Genomic DNA, 15,221 nt, shown 5'->3' with positions numbered 1-15,221 from the left:
AAAACTATGTTTCTAATACTTAGTGCTAATTGGTTTTTTAAAACTAGCGTTAACTCCTAGAAACATACCTAGAAACGCAGGGGGGGATTTGAGCGAGAGGAACTGGGGTTTCGCAAGATAGATAGGGTAGTGCAGATACAAAAACAGCCCTAACTTTATTCAAATTAGGGCTGTCATCAGTCATTTTTTAAGTGTGATTAACGCATGATCATCTGTTCACGACCTGGGCCTACAGAAACCATTTTCACTGGAACACCCATTAGCTCTTCAATACGTAATACGTACGCTTGTGCTGCTTTAGGTAGTTGGTCGAATTCACGACAACCAGTGATGTCTTCATGCCATGTTTCCATTTGCTCATAAACTGGTGTTAGAGAAGCAGTTTGTGGCCAAATTGGGTTTTCAGCATGGTCACCATCGTAAGCGACACAGATTTTTAGATCTTCAAGGCCAGTTAAGCAGTCGATCTTAGTCAATGCGACTTCTGTTGCCGCTTGGATATCAACACCGTTACGTGTCGCAACCGCATCGAAATAACCCATATCGCGAGGACGACCTGTTGTTGCGCCAAACTCGTTTGATGCTTCACGGAATGCATCTTGCTCTTCCATTGCAGTGATCAGTGTACCTGTACCTACTGATGAGCTGAAAGCTTTTGCTACTGCGATGATGCGGTCAAGGCGAAGAGCAGGAAGACCACCACCAATACCAGCATAAGTAGAAACAACATTCGATGAAGTTGTCCATGGGTATTCGCCGTAGATAAGATCGCGGCCAGCACCAAGTTGTGCTTCAAACAATAGGTTTTGTTGTTGTTCTTGAATCTGTTTTAGTGGTGTTGTTACGTTGCAAATTGCATCGCGCCACGGTGCAGAGACTTCAAGTAGCCACTGAGTGATTTCTTCAGCAGTTTCTGTGAATTCGTGATCAGGGTATAGAGCACGTAGCTGCGGTAATTTCCAATCAAGCATGAACTGTAAACGCTCACGTAGCACTTCTGGCTGTTTTAACCAACCAACCAAAATGCCTTTTTTCATTACGCGATCGCCGTACACTGGTGCAATACCTTGACGAGTTGAGCCGTAAGCTGCATCACCAAGACGTTGTTCTTCAAGTGTGTCTTCAAGAGCGTGAATCGGTAGACATAATACTGCACGATCAGAGATGCAAAGGTTCACATCAACGCCAGCGGCTTGTACTTCTGCCAATTCAATTGAAAGTGCTTCAGGGCTAATAACCATACCTGGGCCAAGAACCGCTAGACAACCTGGGTTGAAAACACCACTTGGTAATTGGTGAAGCTTGAAAGTGCCAAGGTCGTTTACCACAGTATGGCCGGCATTATTACCGCCTTGGAAACGGATACTTGCAGCTGCATCATTTGCTAAAAAGTCAACGATACGGCCTTTGCCTTCGTCACCCCAGTTTGCGCCAACAACAACGATTGATGTCATGATATTTCTCTCCACAGGTTTGGAAAATCATCATATCTATGCTGACTAAATAAGAGAAATTAATTATACTAATAACCTTGATAAGAATTCCATATGGGGCGGTTGTGTTAGATATTCATTGGTTAAAAACGTTTGCAACCTTAGCTGAGTTGAAACATTTTGGAAAAACAGGTCAAGCCTTACACATGACACAACCGAATGTTAGCCTGCAGATCAAGCAATTAGAGCAAGCAACTCGAACTCGGTTGATTGAGCGAAACCCTGTACAATTGACCCAAGCAGGGGAGCGCTTACTTAAAACGGCCAAATTGGTATTAAAAGAATTGGATGTTTGTCAGCATGACTTAAATGCAATGAGTGACTTACTCCAAGGTAAACTTTCTATTGCTGCCAGCGATATTGTGTCACGCCGAATGCTGATAGATCCGATTCAAAAGTTTAAACAGCAGTTTCCGGGGCTGGATTTAACGTTATTTAATACCACATCGAGCCAAGCGGCGAATTTGGTTCGCGATGCGAAAGCGGATATCGGTTTTGTTATCGCACACAAAGAGAGTCAGCAGTTACAATTTACCTCACTCGCTGAGGTGCAATGGTGGGCGTATGGTGAAAATATTACCGAGTGGGGTGAACGTGATGAGATCCCGACACTAATCTTGTTGGGTCATGATACGCGAACTCGAGAACTGATTGATGCGGCATTGCCATTACTCAAACTTAAAAAGTATCGCGTCTTTGAAGTTGGGAGTGTCGAGGCGCAACTAGATTGGGCGGTAGCGGGTTTTGGAACGGCAATTGTGCCGGATTTCTCTGTGAACACCAAACTGTCAGAAACTGCGAAAGTGACCCCTTTAACGATGTTTCCCACCACAGATTTTGGCTATGTGGTTCGTCAAAATCAAATCTTATCAAAAGCGGCAAAACAGTTGCTTGAATGGGTAGCCAAGAAAGGCAACATTCCTTTGTTTTAACAAAACGCCGCTCATACAAAAGCGGCGTTTTATGTTCTGTTTTTTATAACAAGTGTTATAGAAGCGAGCCTTATTAAAATAAGGTATTACTTAGTAAGCGGCGCTAGATCAGCTGGACGGTAATACACTGATTTTAAAACCTTACCTTGGCGGATTGTTTTTGCTTCTGAAACAAAATCTTCCGCGCACTTAGCGATAATGTAATCGCCTTTTTGAACCGCCATCAGTTTGATGTTTTGCTCTGCATAGAAAGCTTCAGTATCAGCGTACTCAGATTCGCTTCGGCACACTTTACTCATGTTGCTTGAGTGAACTTCATCCCAACATGGTAGGAAGTCGATACCACGATTCACAGCAACATTCAGTAGTAGGTCAACAAGGTAGCTAATTGCTAAGTTGTCTTCAACTTTGCTATCACCTAGGTGAACAAGACGGCCCATCAATACGTAAACACTATCAACGATGGCATCAGCTTGCTCGGTTTTATTGTCAGCTTCAGCCAGTTCAGTTAACTCTTCGATGATCAGTGAAGTGTGAAGAGTATCGGCTTTCTCATCTAAGCTAGTTGGTGATGCGACAGGAAGATCAAATGTACTACGGAATTCTGAAATATCGCGGTAAAGATGGTCAAAAATGGTTTGGGTAAGTTGAGATAGTTGCATTGCGCTTATTCCGAAAGTAAAGGCCTGAAAGTCGAGGTCCAAAAGTGGAGATACGCGCAATATTAACAAAGCGCCCGATTGGGCGCTACGAACGAAAGGAAAATAATCATTATTTTCCAATTTAAACAGCTTCATCTCTTATTTGAAGTTGACTGGTATTTTCAATCCTCATCACATCGTTCATCTATGTTTAGAGGTTTTGTTTATAGGTCGTCAACCTGCATCTTCAAGTTGTATGGGTATAGTAACTGGCTGTTTAATTGTGACTTTAATCGTTTCGGTTATTCACGAAATAGATAAGGGAATAACTTGATACGCTCTTCTGCCGTGAGTGATTCAACGCGTGCGATGTTGGTATCAGGTATAGCTTCTGGGTTTGGGTAATGTTTTAGTACTTTTTCCATGCTCTCTTCGCGGATAAGGTGAAAGACAGGGTATGGCGAACGATTGGTTAAATTCTCATCATCTTCTGGTAGTGCGCCAGCGAAGCAGTAATCAGGGTGGAATGTGGCGACTTGGTAGATACCATCCCAACCTTGTTCGTGGATTAAGGCTTCAATCCAACCGATAAACATGTTGTAGTCGAAAAAATCATGCAACATATCAGGTACTGCGACCAAAATGGTTTCGAGTTCTTTAACTGGCGTTTCATCGAGTCGCATTAGATGTTGGAAAATATCCTCCAACAATAAGTCTTCACTTTGCGCATTGCTTACAACAATCTCGATTTGCTTGTTACGCTGAGGTTTTGCCGCAAATGGACAAAGGTTGAGTCCGATTACCACATCGTTAAGCCACTGATCGACTTGCTGGATGATGAGCTCATTATTTGCAGTTGAGTCTGATGATAAGTTAAGTGTTGAGCTTTGGTTTGTCATTTGTTTTCCAAATTTATATTTTGCTCAATGATATCCTTTATACCTATGCGACCTCAAGGCGCTTCAATTCGCCTCATTTCGTATCAACGCTAAGAACAACACCCTATACAGAGTCTATTTTTACTGATATCACCGTTTTAGCGTTGATTTGTGAGGGCTAACTTATGACTGCGCATGCTCTTTTTGTGAAACATCTGGCTGCAAAGTCAGTCTGTAGCAAAGAATGAAAAGTGTGAGGTAAATCAGTGAACCGCCAGCGATAACACTTCCCCAGCCCCCATGTTGCCAACAATAGATTAAGAAGAAACCGCCAAGACTGCCACCTATATAGTAATGAACAAGATATAGAGCCGTTGCGGTTGCTTTCGCATGTGTCGCTCTTTGGCTTACCCATGCATAGGCAAGGGTATGGGCAAAAAAAGCACCAAAGCTGATTAACATTAGACCAAGAGCCATGAAAGCAAGTTGATCGACGTAGGCGACGAGCATTCCCAACATGCTAATAATGGAGCCGGCGATAATACCCTGTGGAGCGCTGTAGTGACGATTCCATACAGAGGTAAGTTTGGAACTCAAAGTACCGGCTAAGTAACATAAAAAGATCAGTGATGCTAACCCGACCGGCAATGAATGAGGTGCAGAGACTAGACGAAACCCCATCACTGAATAGAGATTAACAAATAGGGCGAAGTTCAATCCGCCAATCAGCATCGCAATCCAAATTGAACGGTTTTTCATATGCTCTAGTATGGTGCGATTGTGGTAACGAAGCATACCACGCTGCGGTTTGAAGTGTTTTTGCGCGGGTAGCAGCCATGCAACAACAAGTACCCCTGCCAATGTTAGGATCGCCATAGTCAATACAGCGGGTTTCCACCCGAGTGCATCGGTCAGTGTACCGCCAAGAATACGCCCTGTGATACCGCCGAGTGAATTCGCTGCAATATAGCCGCCAATGGCCTGTCCAAATGCTTTGCTAGAGAGTTCCTCGACCATATACGCGACAGCAACAGAAGCAAAAGCAGCTAGAGCAAGCCCCATTAAGGCTCGCATAATGACCAGCATAATCAGTGAATCAAACAACAACATGCCTAGGCCGATAAAAGGCATTGAGATAAGCCCGATAAGCATTACTTTGCGTCGACCTATAGATTCAGACCCTACCGCCCAAGGAACAAGTGCGACGGCAAGTACTAAGGTACTGGCAGCAAAAATCCAGTTTACTTGGGTTTCAGAAACCTGAAAATGGTTGGCCATGAAAGGCAGCATTGGTTGGAAAAGATAAAGGTTACAAAATACCAGAAACGAGCCAAGAGCGAGGGCAAAGGTGACACGACGATATTCATTACTGCCTAATTCAATCATTTTTAAGCTCGTAGAAAGTGAGAACGTGATCAAATTATCAGTGTATGGTGGATAAATAAAATATATTAAAAATATCATCTCAATATAAATTTAGTATCAAGGCCATATGGACTCTAAACAACTTAAACACTTTGCTATGGTTGCCCAGCATGGTCACTTTACTAAAGCGGCCAAAGCGTTGCATATTGCACAGCCTGCACTCAGTATCTCAATTAAGAAATTCGAACAGCAACTCGGCTTAGAGTTGTTTCGTCGCCAAGATCGCAAGGTGCAACTGACTCACGAAGGGGAAGTGCTGCTTGAGCATGCTAAACGCGTTTTGCAACAAATTGATGATGCAGAATTGGCGATGAATGAACTACGTGGTTTGGAGAAAGGAGAGGTTCGTTTAGGTGCACCAAGTATGATGGGGTCTTACTTTTTCCCTCAAATCTTGATGGCATTCAAAAGTCAGTACCCGAACTTAAAGCTAACATTAGTGGATGCGGGAACCCGTTCCATTCGACAGATGCTACTGGCGGGTGAACTTGATATCGGCGTTATCGATCATGAAAATGTTCCAGAAGATCTCGAAACGGATCATCTTTATCGTTCAGAAATGGTCGCAATTGTAAGTAAAGAGCATCCATTTGCTACCCGTGAAAGCATCAGTTTTGAAGAGTTTTTCCAGCATGAACTGGTCATGTTTAAATCCGGCTACTTTCACCGCGACTTTATCGAGAAGAAAGCCAAAGAGATTGACTGTTCATTGCAGTTCTCCTTTGAAACCAATTTATTACCGGTGATTTTAAGTTTAGTGAAGCAAGAGTATGCAATTACGGCATTATTAGCGTTAGTTGCAGAACATGAAAAAGAGGTCGTAGCAGTCCCGTTTGATGAACGAGTGAAACTTGACTTGGATTTAGCGTGGCGCAAAGAAGGCTATTTATCGATCGCTGATAGAACGTTTATCGATTTCGTTAAAAGCCAGACTCGTGGTGCTTCGTTTAGCAAAGCTTCATTTAACAAAACTTCCTTTAACAAAATATAGTGGCGAAAAGTTGAGGTAGTAAAGCAGTAGCGGCTTCGAGTGATCATAAACGAAGCCGTTGAATATTGGTGCAATGTTTAACTGTTGTACATTTTATCGAAGTTCTTCTGATTCCAACCCACCATCACTTGGTCGCCAATCTTTAACACAGGAATAGAACGAGCGCCCATCGCTTGAAGTTCCTTACGGCCTCTTTGCATTTTTGCGTTCGTTAATCTGTAAACGATCTTTTTAGAATCAAGGTAACGTTGCGCGTCTTTACAATGTGGACACTTGTCAGCGACGTATAAAACAACTCTTTTCATGGTATTTCTTCTCTTCTTCACGTTTACGCTTTATGTCTTTAAACAGCATAAACGATAGGTGCTTTTTTCGAAATGAGGTCGCGCTATGTATGCTGACCATGTGGGCACGACTCTATTCTATAGAGTAATTCATATAAAAAAGTGACTCGGACCACGCTCATTTCTTATAGGAACATATTGCCAATGAGTATGACGTCGATGGACGTGTGCTCATAGGGGATTGTTCGAAATGGTCGAGAAGTTTAATCGTAAATCATCGATTTCGCTAGATGCGACAGGCTGAAAAACACGATTTTGTTATAGGGACATATCCCTTGTTCACCAAAGTTTGACGTGTTTACCTAAGTACTTTGGGGGGTTCTTTGCAACTCGCGACAGAATAAATTCGATGATTGAGTAGCGCGATTGGGGTAGACTTAGCGCGAATTTTTTTAATGTTATTGATGATGAATCCAGTACTAAGATATATCCAAGGCTACCCAGAGCACATTACGACACCTGTGCGACAAATGGTGGAAGCGAATCGCTTAACGCAATGGTTTGAAAAGCGTTATCCGGAGAACCACACCATTAAAAGTGAAAAAGCGTTATTTGATTATACGATGGGGTATAAAAATCGTTATATGAAGAAAACGTCGCCACTAAGCAAAGTGGTTTATGATAATAAAATTCACTTAATCAACAACGCCCTTGGCTTACATACCTATGTAGCAAAAGTACATGGCGGAAAAATCAAAACTAAGAATGAAATTCGCATTGCAAGTGTGTTTAAAAACGCGCCAGAACCGTTGCTACGTATGCTCGTTGTTCATGAGTTGGCCCACTTGAAAGAAAAAGATCACAACAAAGCATTTTATCAACTCTGTTGCCATATGGAACCGGATTACCATCAGCTCGAATTAGATGCTCGTCTGTTTATGATGTATTTAGAAACAAACAATAAGAACAAACAATAGTGGCTGTTATGAACCCATTCAACAAATTCAATCCGGGCAATAAGTCTAATTCAAGCAACAAACCTCACGCGGGCCGTAAGTCTAGTCAGGGCAAAAAAAATGATCTAGCTAACCCAGCACAAGCCGAAAAAAAAGCGGGGCGTTCTTCTAAGTTTTCTGACGCGAACTCCAAGAAATCCGCTAGCGGGATTCATACATCGGTTGCGAATACTCGTGGTGAAAGGAGCAAGGCAAAGAACGAAACTTCAGCGAAGAAAAAACAGAATTCAGAGCAGTCAAACAGCACAATGAAAGTGGTGACGGTTAATAGCCCCGTTGGCTTGCATAAACGTAACGTACACCAAGGGCGTTATGATTTTACTCAGTTGGTTGCGGTGCTGCCAGAGCTTGCTGCTCACGTGATACGTAATCCTAGAGGTGAGCAGAGTATTCGTTTTGACGATCCACTGGCTGTCAAACTGTTAAATAAAGCGTTATTAGCACATCATTACGGTGTCACTCATTGGGATATTCCAGCAGGGTATCTTTGTCCGCCAATTCCGGGACGTGCTGACTATATTCATCGTTTAGCTGAACTGCTGAATAAAGAATTTCCTCAGCTTGATCAAACCCAAGTTCGAGCTTTAGATATTGGTGTAGGCGCAAACTGTATCTACCCAATTGTTGCAACGACTCAATATGGTTGGCGCTATGTCGGCAGTGATGTTGACCCGCAATCTGTGACTAATTCGAATGCGATTGCAACCAATAATGCTGTGTTGCAAGGGCGTATTGAGTGTCGCCTACAAGCACAGAGCCGTCACTTCTTTAAAGGTATTATCCAAGAGAATGAGCGATATGACGTCACAACGTGTAATCCGCCATTTCATAAGTCATTGGAAGAGGCTCGACAAGGGACAGAGCGTAAGATTAATAACCTAAATGCCAACCGACAAAAGCGAGGCCAAAAGCCTGCACCGATGCAAAAAGAGAGTAGTACCAAGCAGGCTGCTTCCGCTCTTAATTTCGGCGGTCAGAAAGCTGAACTTTGGTGCCCTGGTGGTGAGGCTGAATTTGTTAAAAACTTAGCTTTTGAAAGTCGAGATTTTGCTAAACAAGTATTGTGGTTTACCACATTGCTTTCTAAGAAAGAGAATGTTCGCTGGTTACGTAAAAATCTTGAAAAAGTTGGCGCTAAAGAAGTGAAAATCGTTGAAATGAGCCAAGGACAGAAAATCAGTCGTTTTATGGCTTGGACTTTCCAAACAGCGGAAGAACGTCAAGATTGGTTTAAAAACTAACATTCGCTGACGGAGTTGTAGGTTTTATTACAGCATCTCTTGAGCGCTAGGCTTATAACGCCTACAATAGCGCACTTTTTTATTTATTATAGTAATGAACATGACTACTTCACGTCCAGAATTGCCAGATCACCTAGCAGGTAACCCACGCAGCCCTTTCCATGTTGCTGAATGTTTTGAACACAGCATTGGTATCCGTTTGAACGGCAAAGAGCGTTTTGATGTTGAAGAATACTGCATCAGTGAAGGTTGGGTAAAAATCCCTTCACCTAAAGCGCTAGATCGTCGTGGCCAACCACTTCTGATCACGCTAAAAGGTACAGTTGAAGCGTATTACAATACTGCTGAATAGTATCCAATAGATACGTTACTGTTTTAAGGGCCAGTTGCTTAGTCGCAACTGGCTTTTTTATTGCGGGTTAGATATGCGGGCTAGATAGTTTTCAATAAAAAATTTAAGGCTCGGTGGCCGCTTTTGCAAAATAAGCGAGAGCTTTTCCAATCTTTCCTATCAGTTGATCGCATCCTTTTATCTCGTGTCTTGTGGCAAGGTATTGAGGGTCATTGTAGGTTAACCAAACATCACCTTGGGCGTCTTCCGATATGAGCGCTTTTTGAGGAAGATCAATGGCTACTTTCTGCTCGCAGGCCATTAGTGGTGAACCAACTTTTGGGTTTCCAAAAATCACTAAAAGAGTAGGGCGAAGCGGAATAGATATTTCGTTTGCTGCTTTGGCATGATCAATTCGGGCAAAAACATTCATTCCCTTATTGCCTAGTGCTTCTTCAAGTTTGTTTGCAGTCGTGGTGACGTCATGGGAACTTTTTACACTGATTAATCCATTGTTCGCATGTGCCGTCGTTATTGTTAATAGGGCTGCTGCTAAAATTCCTACTACAAGTTTCATTGTCGTGACTCCTTTTTGCTGCTCATTCGGTTAAAACCATTCAGGTAATAATAATTCAAATGAGTGAGTTGATTTCCTATCTATTCTTACATCACATCTTGTGTCGTTGTTTCAACGTTACCATATCCTAAGGTATAACGGGTGAATAGGCGAAATGACGAGTTGAAAATGATGAGATATTTTTGCTTATATTGAAATAGTAAGAATTGAAACGATTTCTTTTTGTCATTGATAGTTGTGTTTTTGTGTTTATCTTATTGTTTTATAATGGATTATATTCTTGTCTCAGTAGTTGTGTTAGGTTGCTAACTTGTTAAATTGGTTGTATGTTTGTTTTGTAAGCAATCAATTAGGAATGACGATGCAGCCAGTTTTGAAAGGGATTCTTATTAGTGCGATGGGCGTTGTAATAGCACTGCCAGTATCCGCACAAATGAATAGCGAACTTAACAATGAGGTTCAACTATTCTGCGATAAAATGAAGCAATGCACATCAGGTCAGTTAGAGGGGCTTTCTGCTGATAATTAGATGAAGAAAATGGTAGAGGGTGTATTGGAGAAAAGCTGTCAGGCGATGATTAGCGATTTCAATGCCATGCCACCCTCCCCACAATTAGAGAAAGCCGCTGTAGCCTGTCTTCAAAGCATGAATGCACAAAATTGTAGCGATCTGCAAAAAGAAAATGAGACGCCGGAATGCCAAGAATTGAACAAGCTAGTTCAATAATCGTTTCAAGTCGGCAAGATAGACCGCTGTTAGAGTAAAGGAGTTACCTTATGCAGCATCGTATTCGTTCCGCCGGGATCCTAATTGAAAACAACTCAATACTGCTGCTTCATGTCCAAGATGAAAGTGGCGAGTATTGGATTCCACCGGGTGGTGGTTTTGAAGCAACAGATCTCACGACTAAAGAGTGTTTAAGACGTGAATTTTTCGAGGAAGCTGGGCTGGCAGTGAAAGTCGGTGAGCTTATTTGTGTCCGAGAGTTTTTAGAAACAAGATTGAATCGCTATAACGCAGAGTTTTTCTATCACATTGTTGAGTTTGATGGGGCTCCACATCTTAGCAATCTTGTGGGACTCAATGATGCCGATTTTATTCAGGGAATTGAGTGGGTAGCTATTGATGAAGTTAAGCATTTAAGGACCTATCCAGCGGACATGACCCATCTTATTCAATTGGTGAGGTCACAACAGTTTAGTGTCCATTTGGGGAGTTATATTCAGGGGGAGCAGGACCACATTAATCAATTTTCTTAATGGCTATTTATTTTCTTAATAATTATTTATCGATGATCTATACCTAGCCACTCGGAGTTAACTAGGTATTTCCCGTCTTACTTGAAGTTGTGCAGCGTTAGGCACATTTATTACACCTAGTTATTGGCATATGCCAATAACTAGGTGTAATATTGTCCAATCTAAGCTCAAGTAGAGAATCTACGATGATATTTGCGATACCCTATGCACGCGCAGCATTAAGCGCACACTTTTCTAAAGCTCCTCGTTGGATGATTATTAATGACGAGACTGGTCAAAAAACATTGTTGAGTGCCCCTGAGTCAACCTCGAGCTGTGGTAACAAAAAACAGCTGTTGGCACTGTTTAAGCAGTACAAGGTACAGGCTGTTATTGCACGCTCTATTGGTGAGAATATGCTTAGTGCCTTGTTTAATAATCAAATAGAAGTTTATTCAGCCTCAAAGCGTATTGATTTTGATGATCTACACCCATCAAATTTGACTCAGGTAACCGATATTAGTTATGGGAAAATCCCACCGAAAGCAAAGAAAAAGTGCGGTGATAGCCATCCTCAATGTGGAGGTCGTAAAACATCACTGCTTTCATCTCATCGCGGTCATTTACCAGTGAGTGAACTGCGTAGCCATCCAATCTTGAGTTTGAGAGCGTACAAATGACTTATTTACTAGCGTTTGTTTTGTTTATCGCACTAGTCGTGTTGATGGCTCTTGGCGTGATGTTCTCTGGTAAACCGATCAAAGGGAGTTGTGGCGGCCTAGCAACTGTAGGTGTTGAACGGGAATGTAATTGTGAGGATGTTTGCGATGAGCATCGTCGTCAGCTTTATCAAATTCAAGAACCCAAGGCGTAACAGCTAAAATATAGAACGAAAATATGGACGGTTGTGCGGCTCTTCATTAGTCACTAAACGTGAGAGCATGACCTTCGACCAAGCATCGCGCGACTTTTTCGCGCGCTTTTTTTACGATATTACCAAATGTTTGCCGAGAAACGTTCATCTGCTGTGCCGCCTCTAATTGGCTCATGCTTTCCATATCCGCGAGACGTAACGCCTCCAACTCTTCAGGTAAAAGCGCGACGCTTTTTAGCTCCGTCATTGGGATTCCATTTGGCTTAAAACAGGAAAAAGGGGCACGACTGCAAATTCGACGAGTTTTCTTAGGCCTTGCCATTTAAGTGCTCTTAAGAGATGAAAGAACCTAGATTCTAACAGTGATTAGGGCAAAAAACCAAAGAGTTAACTCGTCATTTATTGGTGGTGAGATCGACTAGCCACTAGCTAAATTGCTACGCATCAATGAGATTGTTCAATCACATCGTCCAATTATGTTTAGTGGCTTTTTGGCTTGCCGTTTATCGGCACCTTCAAGTTAGTTGGATATAGATCGGGATTTCCTGTTTTCTTTTCTAGTTCTGTTAATAGTTCTAATGAGGGCTTTGTTACCCCGTAATTATGATGAAATTCCACAAGTCTGGTTCTTGCTTCTGCCAATGCATTAATATCAATTTCGAGCTTAGCTAAATTAAGAATTGCACGTTTTCGTTCCGGTTCATGATCAAGAACACGTCTAAAATACTGGATCGCAGATTGTGTGTTGCCAGCTTTCAATGAACAAAATGCGGCGTTTTCATAACTCGAAGAGACAGAATAGTAGTCAGATTGTTCAACGGCTTTATTAAACAGAGTATCAGCTTGTTCATATTTTCCTTGTTTACAAAGAAAAGTACCGTAGTTATTCATAATATTGCCATTGTGTGGATGGTCCCGCAGTGACTTTTTATACAGTTGCTCTGCTGAAGAGTATTCACTAACGGATTCAAAGTAATGGGCTAGTGCCAGTTGGCTTGGATAATAGTGCGGCGCATGAAAGTAGGCTTTTTCGAAGTTTTCTCGTGCTTTGGCCAGTTTGTTTTGTTCTAGGTAACCGACACCAAGTGCAATACGCGCTTGGGCTTGGGTAATTGGATCGGCTGGTGGAAGAGAGTGTTCAGACGTTGTTTTGCTGGTAACACAGGCGGTGAGTGACAAAATTAGAATAAATAAGATGAATGTCTGCATAGCCGCCTCCTCGATAGTGCTACGAGTATAATTGTGACAGGCGAGACGAACAGAGCGTTGTAATAAGATGATGCGAGGGATGTTGCAAAGAGGCTTTTATACCGACTGGCTTGCTGTTTTAAGCTATTGATCTTAGTTTTCTCCACGGCTTCCTCTGTGGTAAGCCGTGGGAAATATTCAAATTAGTCGTCTTTGGTGAAATTGGCTTCACTAAAGTGTTCGAGATCGTAAGGCGTTTGTTGGTAAACGCAATAGTTTAGCCAGTTGGCAAACAAAAGGTGTCCATGACTGCGCCAACTCGCGTTAGGTTTGTGTTCCGGATCGTTATTTGGGTAATAATTGACGGGTATTACTGGCTCCATTCCCTCGTCTCGATCGCGAATGTATTCGTGATGCAAAGTGTGAGCATCGTATTCAGGGTGACCAGTGACAAAAACATTTCGTTTATCTTTGGTGCTAGCAAGGTATACACCAGCGACATCTGAGGTAGCTAATATATCCAAATCGGTATGTTTAGATAAGTATTCAGATGAAAAGTCCGCATAGCGGGAATGGGGCGCTAAAAATGAGTCATCAAAACCACGTAAAATAGGGTGGTGAGGGTGATGAATTTCGTGCTGGTAGACCCCAGACAACTTGTCTTTGCGAGTTCGTTTCGGCAAGTTATAGAGCAGTTTTAATCCCGCTTGAGCAGCCCAGCAAACATACAAAGTTGAAGTGACGTGCTCTTTTGCCCAAGACATGATGGTTTGTAAGTGTTCCCAATAGATAACATCCTCAAACTGGACTAAGCCGAGTGGTGCACCTGTAATAATTAGCCCATCAAAGTTACGATGTCTGATCGTTTCGAATTGACGATAGAAATTATCAAGGTGTTCAGTGGGCGTATTTTTACTTGGTCGGTCATCGATCCTTAGCAGTTCAATATCGACTTGTAGTGGACTATTGGACAGCAACCGTAAGAATTGAGTCTCAGTTTCAATTTTCTTCGGCATAAGATTGAGGATCAACACTTTTAACGGACGAATTCCCTGAGTTGATGCGCGAGACTCTAGCATCACGAAGATATTCTCTTGTCGTAATACGTCAGATGCAGGTAGTTGATCGGGGATCTTAATCGGCACAGCTTTCTCCCTAAGCTTAATTTCAGACGTCTATACTTCCAAACTTAACCCAATCCATTGGCGTTGTCGATAGCCAATTTAGTCCGTTCTACGGTAAACTGACTGGACTTTAGATTCAGTACGCCTTTCATGACATTCAAATTAACTTTAATTCGTGGCTTACCCGGTTCAGGAAAAAGCACGTTAGCAAAAGCACTGGCGATGGATGGTGTTAACACTATTCATCTAGAAGCTGATATGTATTTTGTTAACTCCCAAGGTGAATATCACTTTGATCCCAGTCAGTTGCCAAACGCGCATCAATGGTGCCAGCAGCAAACAGAACAAGGGTTACGTTCAAAGCAAAATGTTGTGGTTTCCAACACGTTTGTTCGACGCTGGGAAATTGTGCCTTATTGGCGTCTAGCAAAGCAGTACCGAGCTCAATTTGAAATCATTGAATGCCAGGGAGATTATGGCAATATTCATGGTGTCGATGCGTCGGTTATAACAACAATGAAAAAGCGGTGGCAAACATGGCAAAACGATCGCCAATAGTAGAAATTTCCTCTTACGGTATTTACAGCCAGTGGGATTCAAAATCTAAACATTTACCTAAGATCCAAGAATTCACCACTAAGGTTCCTGCTGAAGTTGATATTGAATTTGGTTTTGTCGTTAATATTAAAAAAGCCAAAGGAGCTGTGATCGAATACTGTATTGATCACCCCGGCATTACTAATAAAAAAGGCCAGTTGCTCGAAGCGTTTACTGGTGAACTACACATTAATAGTAACGATTGGGATTTTTATCTCGGTGATACTATTTGGGAGCCGTTGGACGATAAAGCCGGTAAGTGGCGAATGACATTGTCCTTAGACAGCCGAGTCATTGCAGAAAAGACGTTTACTGTGTTTTTGCCCGATGAAGCGCAGTTTTGGAAACAGCGCGGATTTTAATCAGGATATTCAAAACATGATCTGGCTT

General features: G+C 42.2%; 21 protein-coding genes. 12 read left to right on the top strand and 9 right to left on the bottom strand.

The genetic code is table 11. The annotated features are described in order from the left end of the window. Positions 1–197: 197 nt before the first annotated feature. On the bottom strand, positions 198–1,454 hold the full coding sequence (locus DZ860_RS07090; RefSeq protein WP_120030236.1) for an adenylosuccinate synthase: 1,257 nt from the start codon (positions 1,452–1,454) through the stop codon (positions 198–200). Between the two features lie 104 nt (positions 1,455–1,558). Between DZ860_RS07090 and DZ860_RS07085 the strand changes: the two genes are divergently transcribed. Next, positions 1,559–2,425: a LysR family transcriptional regulator gene (locus DZ860_RS07085; RefSeq protein ID WP_120030235.1), complete on the top strand. Its 867-nt coding sequence runs from the start codon at positions 1,559–1,561 to the stop codon at positions 2,423–2,425. An 86-nt stretch (positions 2,426–2,511) separates the two neighbouring features. On the opposite strand, the gene DZ860_RS07080 is transcribed toward DZ860_RS07085, so the two are convergent. The 3 genes from DZ860_RS07080 to DZ860_RS07070 all read right to left on the bottom strand — a co-directional run bounded on the left by DZ860_RS07080 (position 2,512) and on the right by DZ860_RS07070 (position 5,330). After that, a complete protein-coding gene (locus tag DZ860_RS07080) occupies positions 2,512–3,087 on the bottom strand; it encodes a nucleoside triphosphate pyrophosphohydrolase family protein (RefSeq protein WP_120030312.1) in 576 nt (191 codons plus the stop codon). Positions 3,088–3,368: 281 nt separating this feature from the next. Then, positions 3,369–3,965, bottom strand: coding sequence for a DUF1415 domain-containing protein (locus tag DZ860_RS07075; RefSeq protein WP_120030234.1), 597 nt, complete (start codon positions 3,963–3,965; stop codon positions 3,369–3,371). Positions 3,966–4,127: 162 nt separating this feature from the next. Beyond that, complete coding sequence (locus DZ860_RS07070; protein ID WP_120030233.1) at positions 4,128–5,330, bottom strand: MFS transporter; 1,203 nt, start codon at positions 5,328–5,330, stop codon at positions 4,128–4,130. Between the two features lie 106 nt (positions 5,331–5,436). Here DZ860_RS07070 and DZ860_RS07065 point away from each other — a divergent pair, with 106 nt between their 5' ends. Next, positions 5,437–6,360: a LysR family transcriptional regulator gene (locus DZ860_RS07065; RefSeq protein ID WP_120030232.1), complete on the top strand. Its 924-nt coding sequence runs from the start codon at positions 5,437–5,439 to the stop codon at positions 6,358–6,360. Positions 6,361–6,437: 77 nt separating this feature from the next. Here DZ860_RS07065 and DZ860_RS07060 read toward each other — a convergent pair whose 3' ends face one another. Then, a complete protein-coding gene (locus DZ860_RS07060) occupies positions 6,438–6,665 on the bottom strand; it encodes a glutaredoxin family protein (RefSeq protein WP_120030231.1) in 228 nt (75 codons plus the stop codon). 446 nt (positions 6,666–7,111) lie between these two features. On the opposite strand from DZ860_RS07060, the gene DZ860_RS07055 reads away from it, so the two are divergent. The 3 genes from DZ860_RS07055 (at position 7,112) to DZ860_RS07045 (ending at position 9,253) form a co-directional block, all read left to right on the top strand. After that, on the top strand, positions 7,112–7,621 hold the full coding sequence (locus DZ860_RS07055; RefSeq protein WP_120030311.1) for a M48 metallopeptidase family protein: 510 nt from the start codon (positions 7,112–7,114) through the stop codon (positions 7,619–7,621). 287 nt (positions 7,622–7,908) lie between these two features. After that, the gene (gene rlmF / locus DZ860_RS07050; RefSeq protein ID WP_243641827.1) at positions 7,909–8,901 is read left to right on the top strand and encodes a 23S rRNA (adenine(1618)-N(6))-methyltransferase RlmF; all 993 of its coding nucleotides are present in this window, start codon (positions 7,909–7,911) and stop codon (positions 8,899–8,901) included. Positions 8,902–8,995: 94 nt separating this feature from the next. Further along, on the top strand, positions 8,996–9,253 hold the full coding sequence (locus DZ860_RS07045) for a DUF3297 family protein (protein ID WP_120030230.1): 258 nt from the start codon (positions 8,996–8,998) through the stop codon (positions 9,251–9,253). A 103-nt stretch (positions 9,254–9,356) separates the two neighbouring features. Here the strand turns inward: DZ860_RS07045 and DZ860_RS07040 are convergent, their stop codons facing one another. Further along, positions 9,357–9,809, bottom strand: coding sequence for a DUF302 domain-containing protein (locus DZ860_RS07040; protein WP_120030229.1), 453 nt, complete (start codon positions 9,807–9,809; stop codon positions 9,357–9,359). Between the two features lie 361 nt (positions 9,810–10,170). Between DZ860_RS07040 and DZ860_RS24395 the strand changes: the two genes are divergently transcribed. The 5 genes from DZ860_RS24395 to nqrM all read left to right on the top strand — a co-directional run bounded on the left by DZ860_RS24395 (position 10,171) and on the right by nqrM (position 11,922). Continuing rightward, the gene (locus DZ860_RS24395; RefSeq protein WP_165862862.1) at positions 10,171–10,338 is read left to right on the top strand and encodes a hypothetical protein; all 168 of its coding nucleotides are present in this window, start codon (positions 10,171–10,173) and stop codon (positions 10,336–10,338) included. Next, positions 10,339–10,536 (top strand): hypothetical protein, encoded by a 198-nt coding sequence (locus tag DZ860_RS07035; protein WP_120030228.1) that lies wholly within the window; start codon positions 10,339–10,341, stop codon positions 10,534–10,536. It begins immediately after the preceding gene. A 50-nt stretch (positions 10,537–10,586) separates the two neighbouring features. Beyond that, complete coding sequence (locus tag DZ860_RS07030; protein WP_120030227.1) at positions 10,587–11,069, top strand: NUDIX domain-containing protein; 483 nt, start codon at positions 10,587–10,589, stop codon at positions 11,067–11,069. A gap of 185 nt (positions 11,070–11,254) precedes the next feature. Further along, positions 11,255–11,728: a NifB/NifX family molybdenum-iron cluster-binding protein gene (locus DZ860_RS07025; RefSeq protein ID WP_120030226.1), complete on the top strand. Its 474-nt coding sequence runs from the start codon at positions 11,255–11,257 to the stop codon at positions 11,726–11,728. Next, positions 11,725–11,922: a (Na+)-NQR maturation NqrM gene (nqrM, locus tag DZ860_RS07020; RefSeq protein ID WP_120030225.1), complete on the top strand. Its 198-nt coding sequence runs from the start codon at positions 11,725–11,727 to the stop codon at positions 11,920–11,922. The genes DZ860_RS07025 and nqrM overlap by 4 nt, the downstream gene beginning before the upstream one ends. Positions 11,923–11,968: 46 nt before the next feature. Here the strand turns inward: nqrM and DZ860_RS07015 are convergent, their stop codons facing one another. The 3 genes from DZ860_RS07015 to metA all read right to left on the bottom strand — a co-directional run bounded on the left by DZ860_RS07015 (position 11,969) and on the right by metA (position 14,255). Beyond that, positions 11,969–12,244, bottom strand: coding sequence for a DUF134 domain-containing protein (locus tag DZ860_RS07015; protein WP_120030224.1), 276 nt, complete (start codon positions 12,242–12,244; stop codon positions 11,969–11,971). A 158-nt stretch (positions 12,245–12,402) separates the two neighbouring features. Then, on the bottom strand, positions 12,403–13,131 hold the full coding sequence (pilW, locus tag DZ860_RS07010) for a type IV pilus biogenesis/stability protein PilW (protein ID WP_120030223.1): 729 nt from the start codon (positions 13,129–13,131) through the stop codon (positions 12,403–12,405). A gap of 182 nt (positions 13,132–13,313) precedes the next feature. Next, on the bottom strand, positions 13,314–14,255 hold the full coding sequence (gene metA / locus DZ860_RS07005) for a homoserine O-acetyltransferase MetA (RefSeq protein WP_120030222.1): 942 nt from the start codon (positions 14,253–14,255) through the stop codon (positions 13,314–13,316). Positions 14,256–14,384: 129 nt separating this feature from the next. On the opposite strand from metA, the gene DZ860_RS07000 reads away from it, so the two are divergent. After that, positions 14,385–14,792: an ATP-binding protein gene (locus DZ860_RS07000; protein ID WP_120030221.1), complete on the top strand. Its 408-nt coding sequence runs from the start codon at positions 14,385–14,387 to the stop codon at positions 14,790–14,792. Then, complete coding sequence (locus DZ860_RS06995; RefSeq protein ID WP_120030220.1) at positions 14,771–15,193, top strand: DUF3859 domain-containing protein; 423 nt, start codon at positions 14,771–14,773, stop codon at positions 15,191–15,193. Before DZ860_RS07000 ends, DZ860_RS06995 begins: the two co-directional genes overlap by 22 nt. The last annotated feature ends 28 nt before the right edge of the window (positions 15,194–15,221 follow it).

This window comes from Vibrio sinensis (genome assembly GCF_003605645.1).
Taxonomy (GTDB): Bacteria; Pseudomonadota; Gammaproteobacteria; order Enterobacterales; family Vibrionaceae; genus Vibrio; species Vibrio sinensis.
The sequence above is the reverse complement of the archived record's forward strand: the minus strand, read 5'-3'. Positions and strand labels throughout refer to the sequence as shown.

What these genes read in the sequence shown, in the direction of transcription:
- nqrM (WP_120030225.1), top strand. Translation starts at nt 11,725, where the DNA reads ATGACTTATTTACTAGCGTTTGTTTTGTTTATCGCACTAGTCGTGTTG.
- DZ860_RS07055 (WP_120030311.1), top strand. Translation starts at nt 7,112, where the DNA reads ATGAATCCAGTACTAAGATATATCCAAGGCTACCCAGAGCACATTACG.
- DZ860_RS07090 (WP_120030236.1), bottom strand. Translation starts at nt 1,454, where the DNA reads ATGACATCAATCGTTGTTGTTGGCGCAAACTGGGGTGACGAAGGCAAA.
- DZ860_RS07080 (WP_120030312.1), bottom strand. Translation starts at nt 3,087, where the DNA reads ATGCAACTATCTCAACTTACCCAAACCATTTTTGACCATCTTTACCGC.
- DZ860_RS07070 (WP_120030233.1), bottom strand. Translation starts at nt 5,330, where the DNA reads ATGATTGAATTAGGCAGTAATGAATATCGTCGTGTCACCTTTGCCCTC.
- DZ860_RS07025 (WP_120030226.1), top strand. Translation starts at nt 11,255, where the DNA reads ATGATATTTGCGATACCCTATGCACGCGCAGCATTAAGCGCACACTTT.
- DZ860_RS07045 (WP_120030230.1), top strand. Translation starts at nt 8,996, where the DNA reads ATGAACATGACTACTTCACGTCCAGAATTGCCAGATCACCTAGCAGGT.
- DZ860_RS07060 (WP_120030231.1), bottom strand. Translation starts at nt 6,665, where the DNA reads ATGAAAAGAGTTGTTTTATACGTCGCTGACAAGTGTCCACATTGTAAA.
- DZ860_RS24395 (WP_165862862.1), top strand. Translation starts at nt 10,171, where the DNA reads ATGCAGCCAGTTTTGAAAGGGATTCTTATTAGTGCGATGGGCGTTGTA.
- DZ860_RS07035 (WP_120030228.1), top strand. Translation starts at nt 10,339, where the DNA reads ATGAAGAAAATGGTAGAGGGTGTATTGGAGAAAAGCTGTCAGGCGATG.
- DZ860_RS07030 (WP_120030227.1), top strand. Translation starts at nt 10,587, where the DNA reads ATGCAGCATCGTATTCGTTCCGCCGGGATCCTAATTGAAAACAACTCA.
- DZ860_RS07040 (WP_120030229.1), bottom strand. Translation starts at nt 9,809, where the DNA reads ATGAAACTTGTAGTAGGAATTTTAGCAGCAGCCCTATTAACAATAACG.
- DZ860_RS07015 (WP_120030224.1), bottom strand. Translation starts at nt 12,244, where the DNA reads ATGGCAAGGCCTAAGAAAACTCGTCGAATTTGCAGTCGTGCCCCTTTT.
- DZ860_RS07065 (WP_120030232.1), top strand. Translation starts at nt 5,437, where the DNA reads ATGGACTCTAAACAACTTAAACACTTTGCTATGGTTGCCCAGCATGGT.
- rlmF (WP_243641827.1), top strand. Translation starts at nt 7,909, where the DNA reads ATGAAAGTGGTGACGGTTAATAGCCCCGTTGGCTTGCATAAACGTAAC.
- DZ860_RS07000 (WP_120030221.1), top strand. Translation starts at nt 14,385, where the DNA reads ATGACATTCAAATTAACTTTAATTCGTGGCTTACCCGGTTCAGGAAAA.
- pilW (WP_120030223.1), bottom strand. Translation starts at nt 13,131, where the DNA reads ATGCAGACATTCATCTTATTTATTCTAATTTTGTCACTCACCGCCTGT.
- DZ860_RS07075 (WP_120030234.1), bottom strand. Translation starts at nt 3,965, where the DNA reads ATGACAAACCAAAGCTCAACACTTAACTTATCATCAGACTCAACTGCA.
- DZ860_RS06995 (WP_120030220.1), top strand. Translation starts at nt 14,771, where the DNA reads ATGGCAAAACGATCGCCAATAGTAGAAATTTCCTCTTACGGTATTTAC.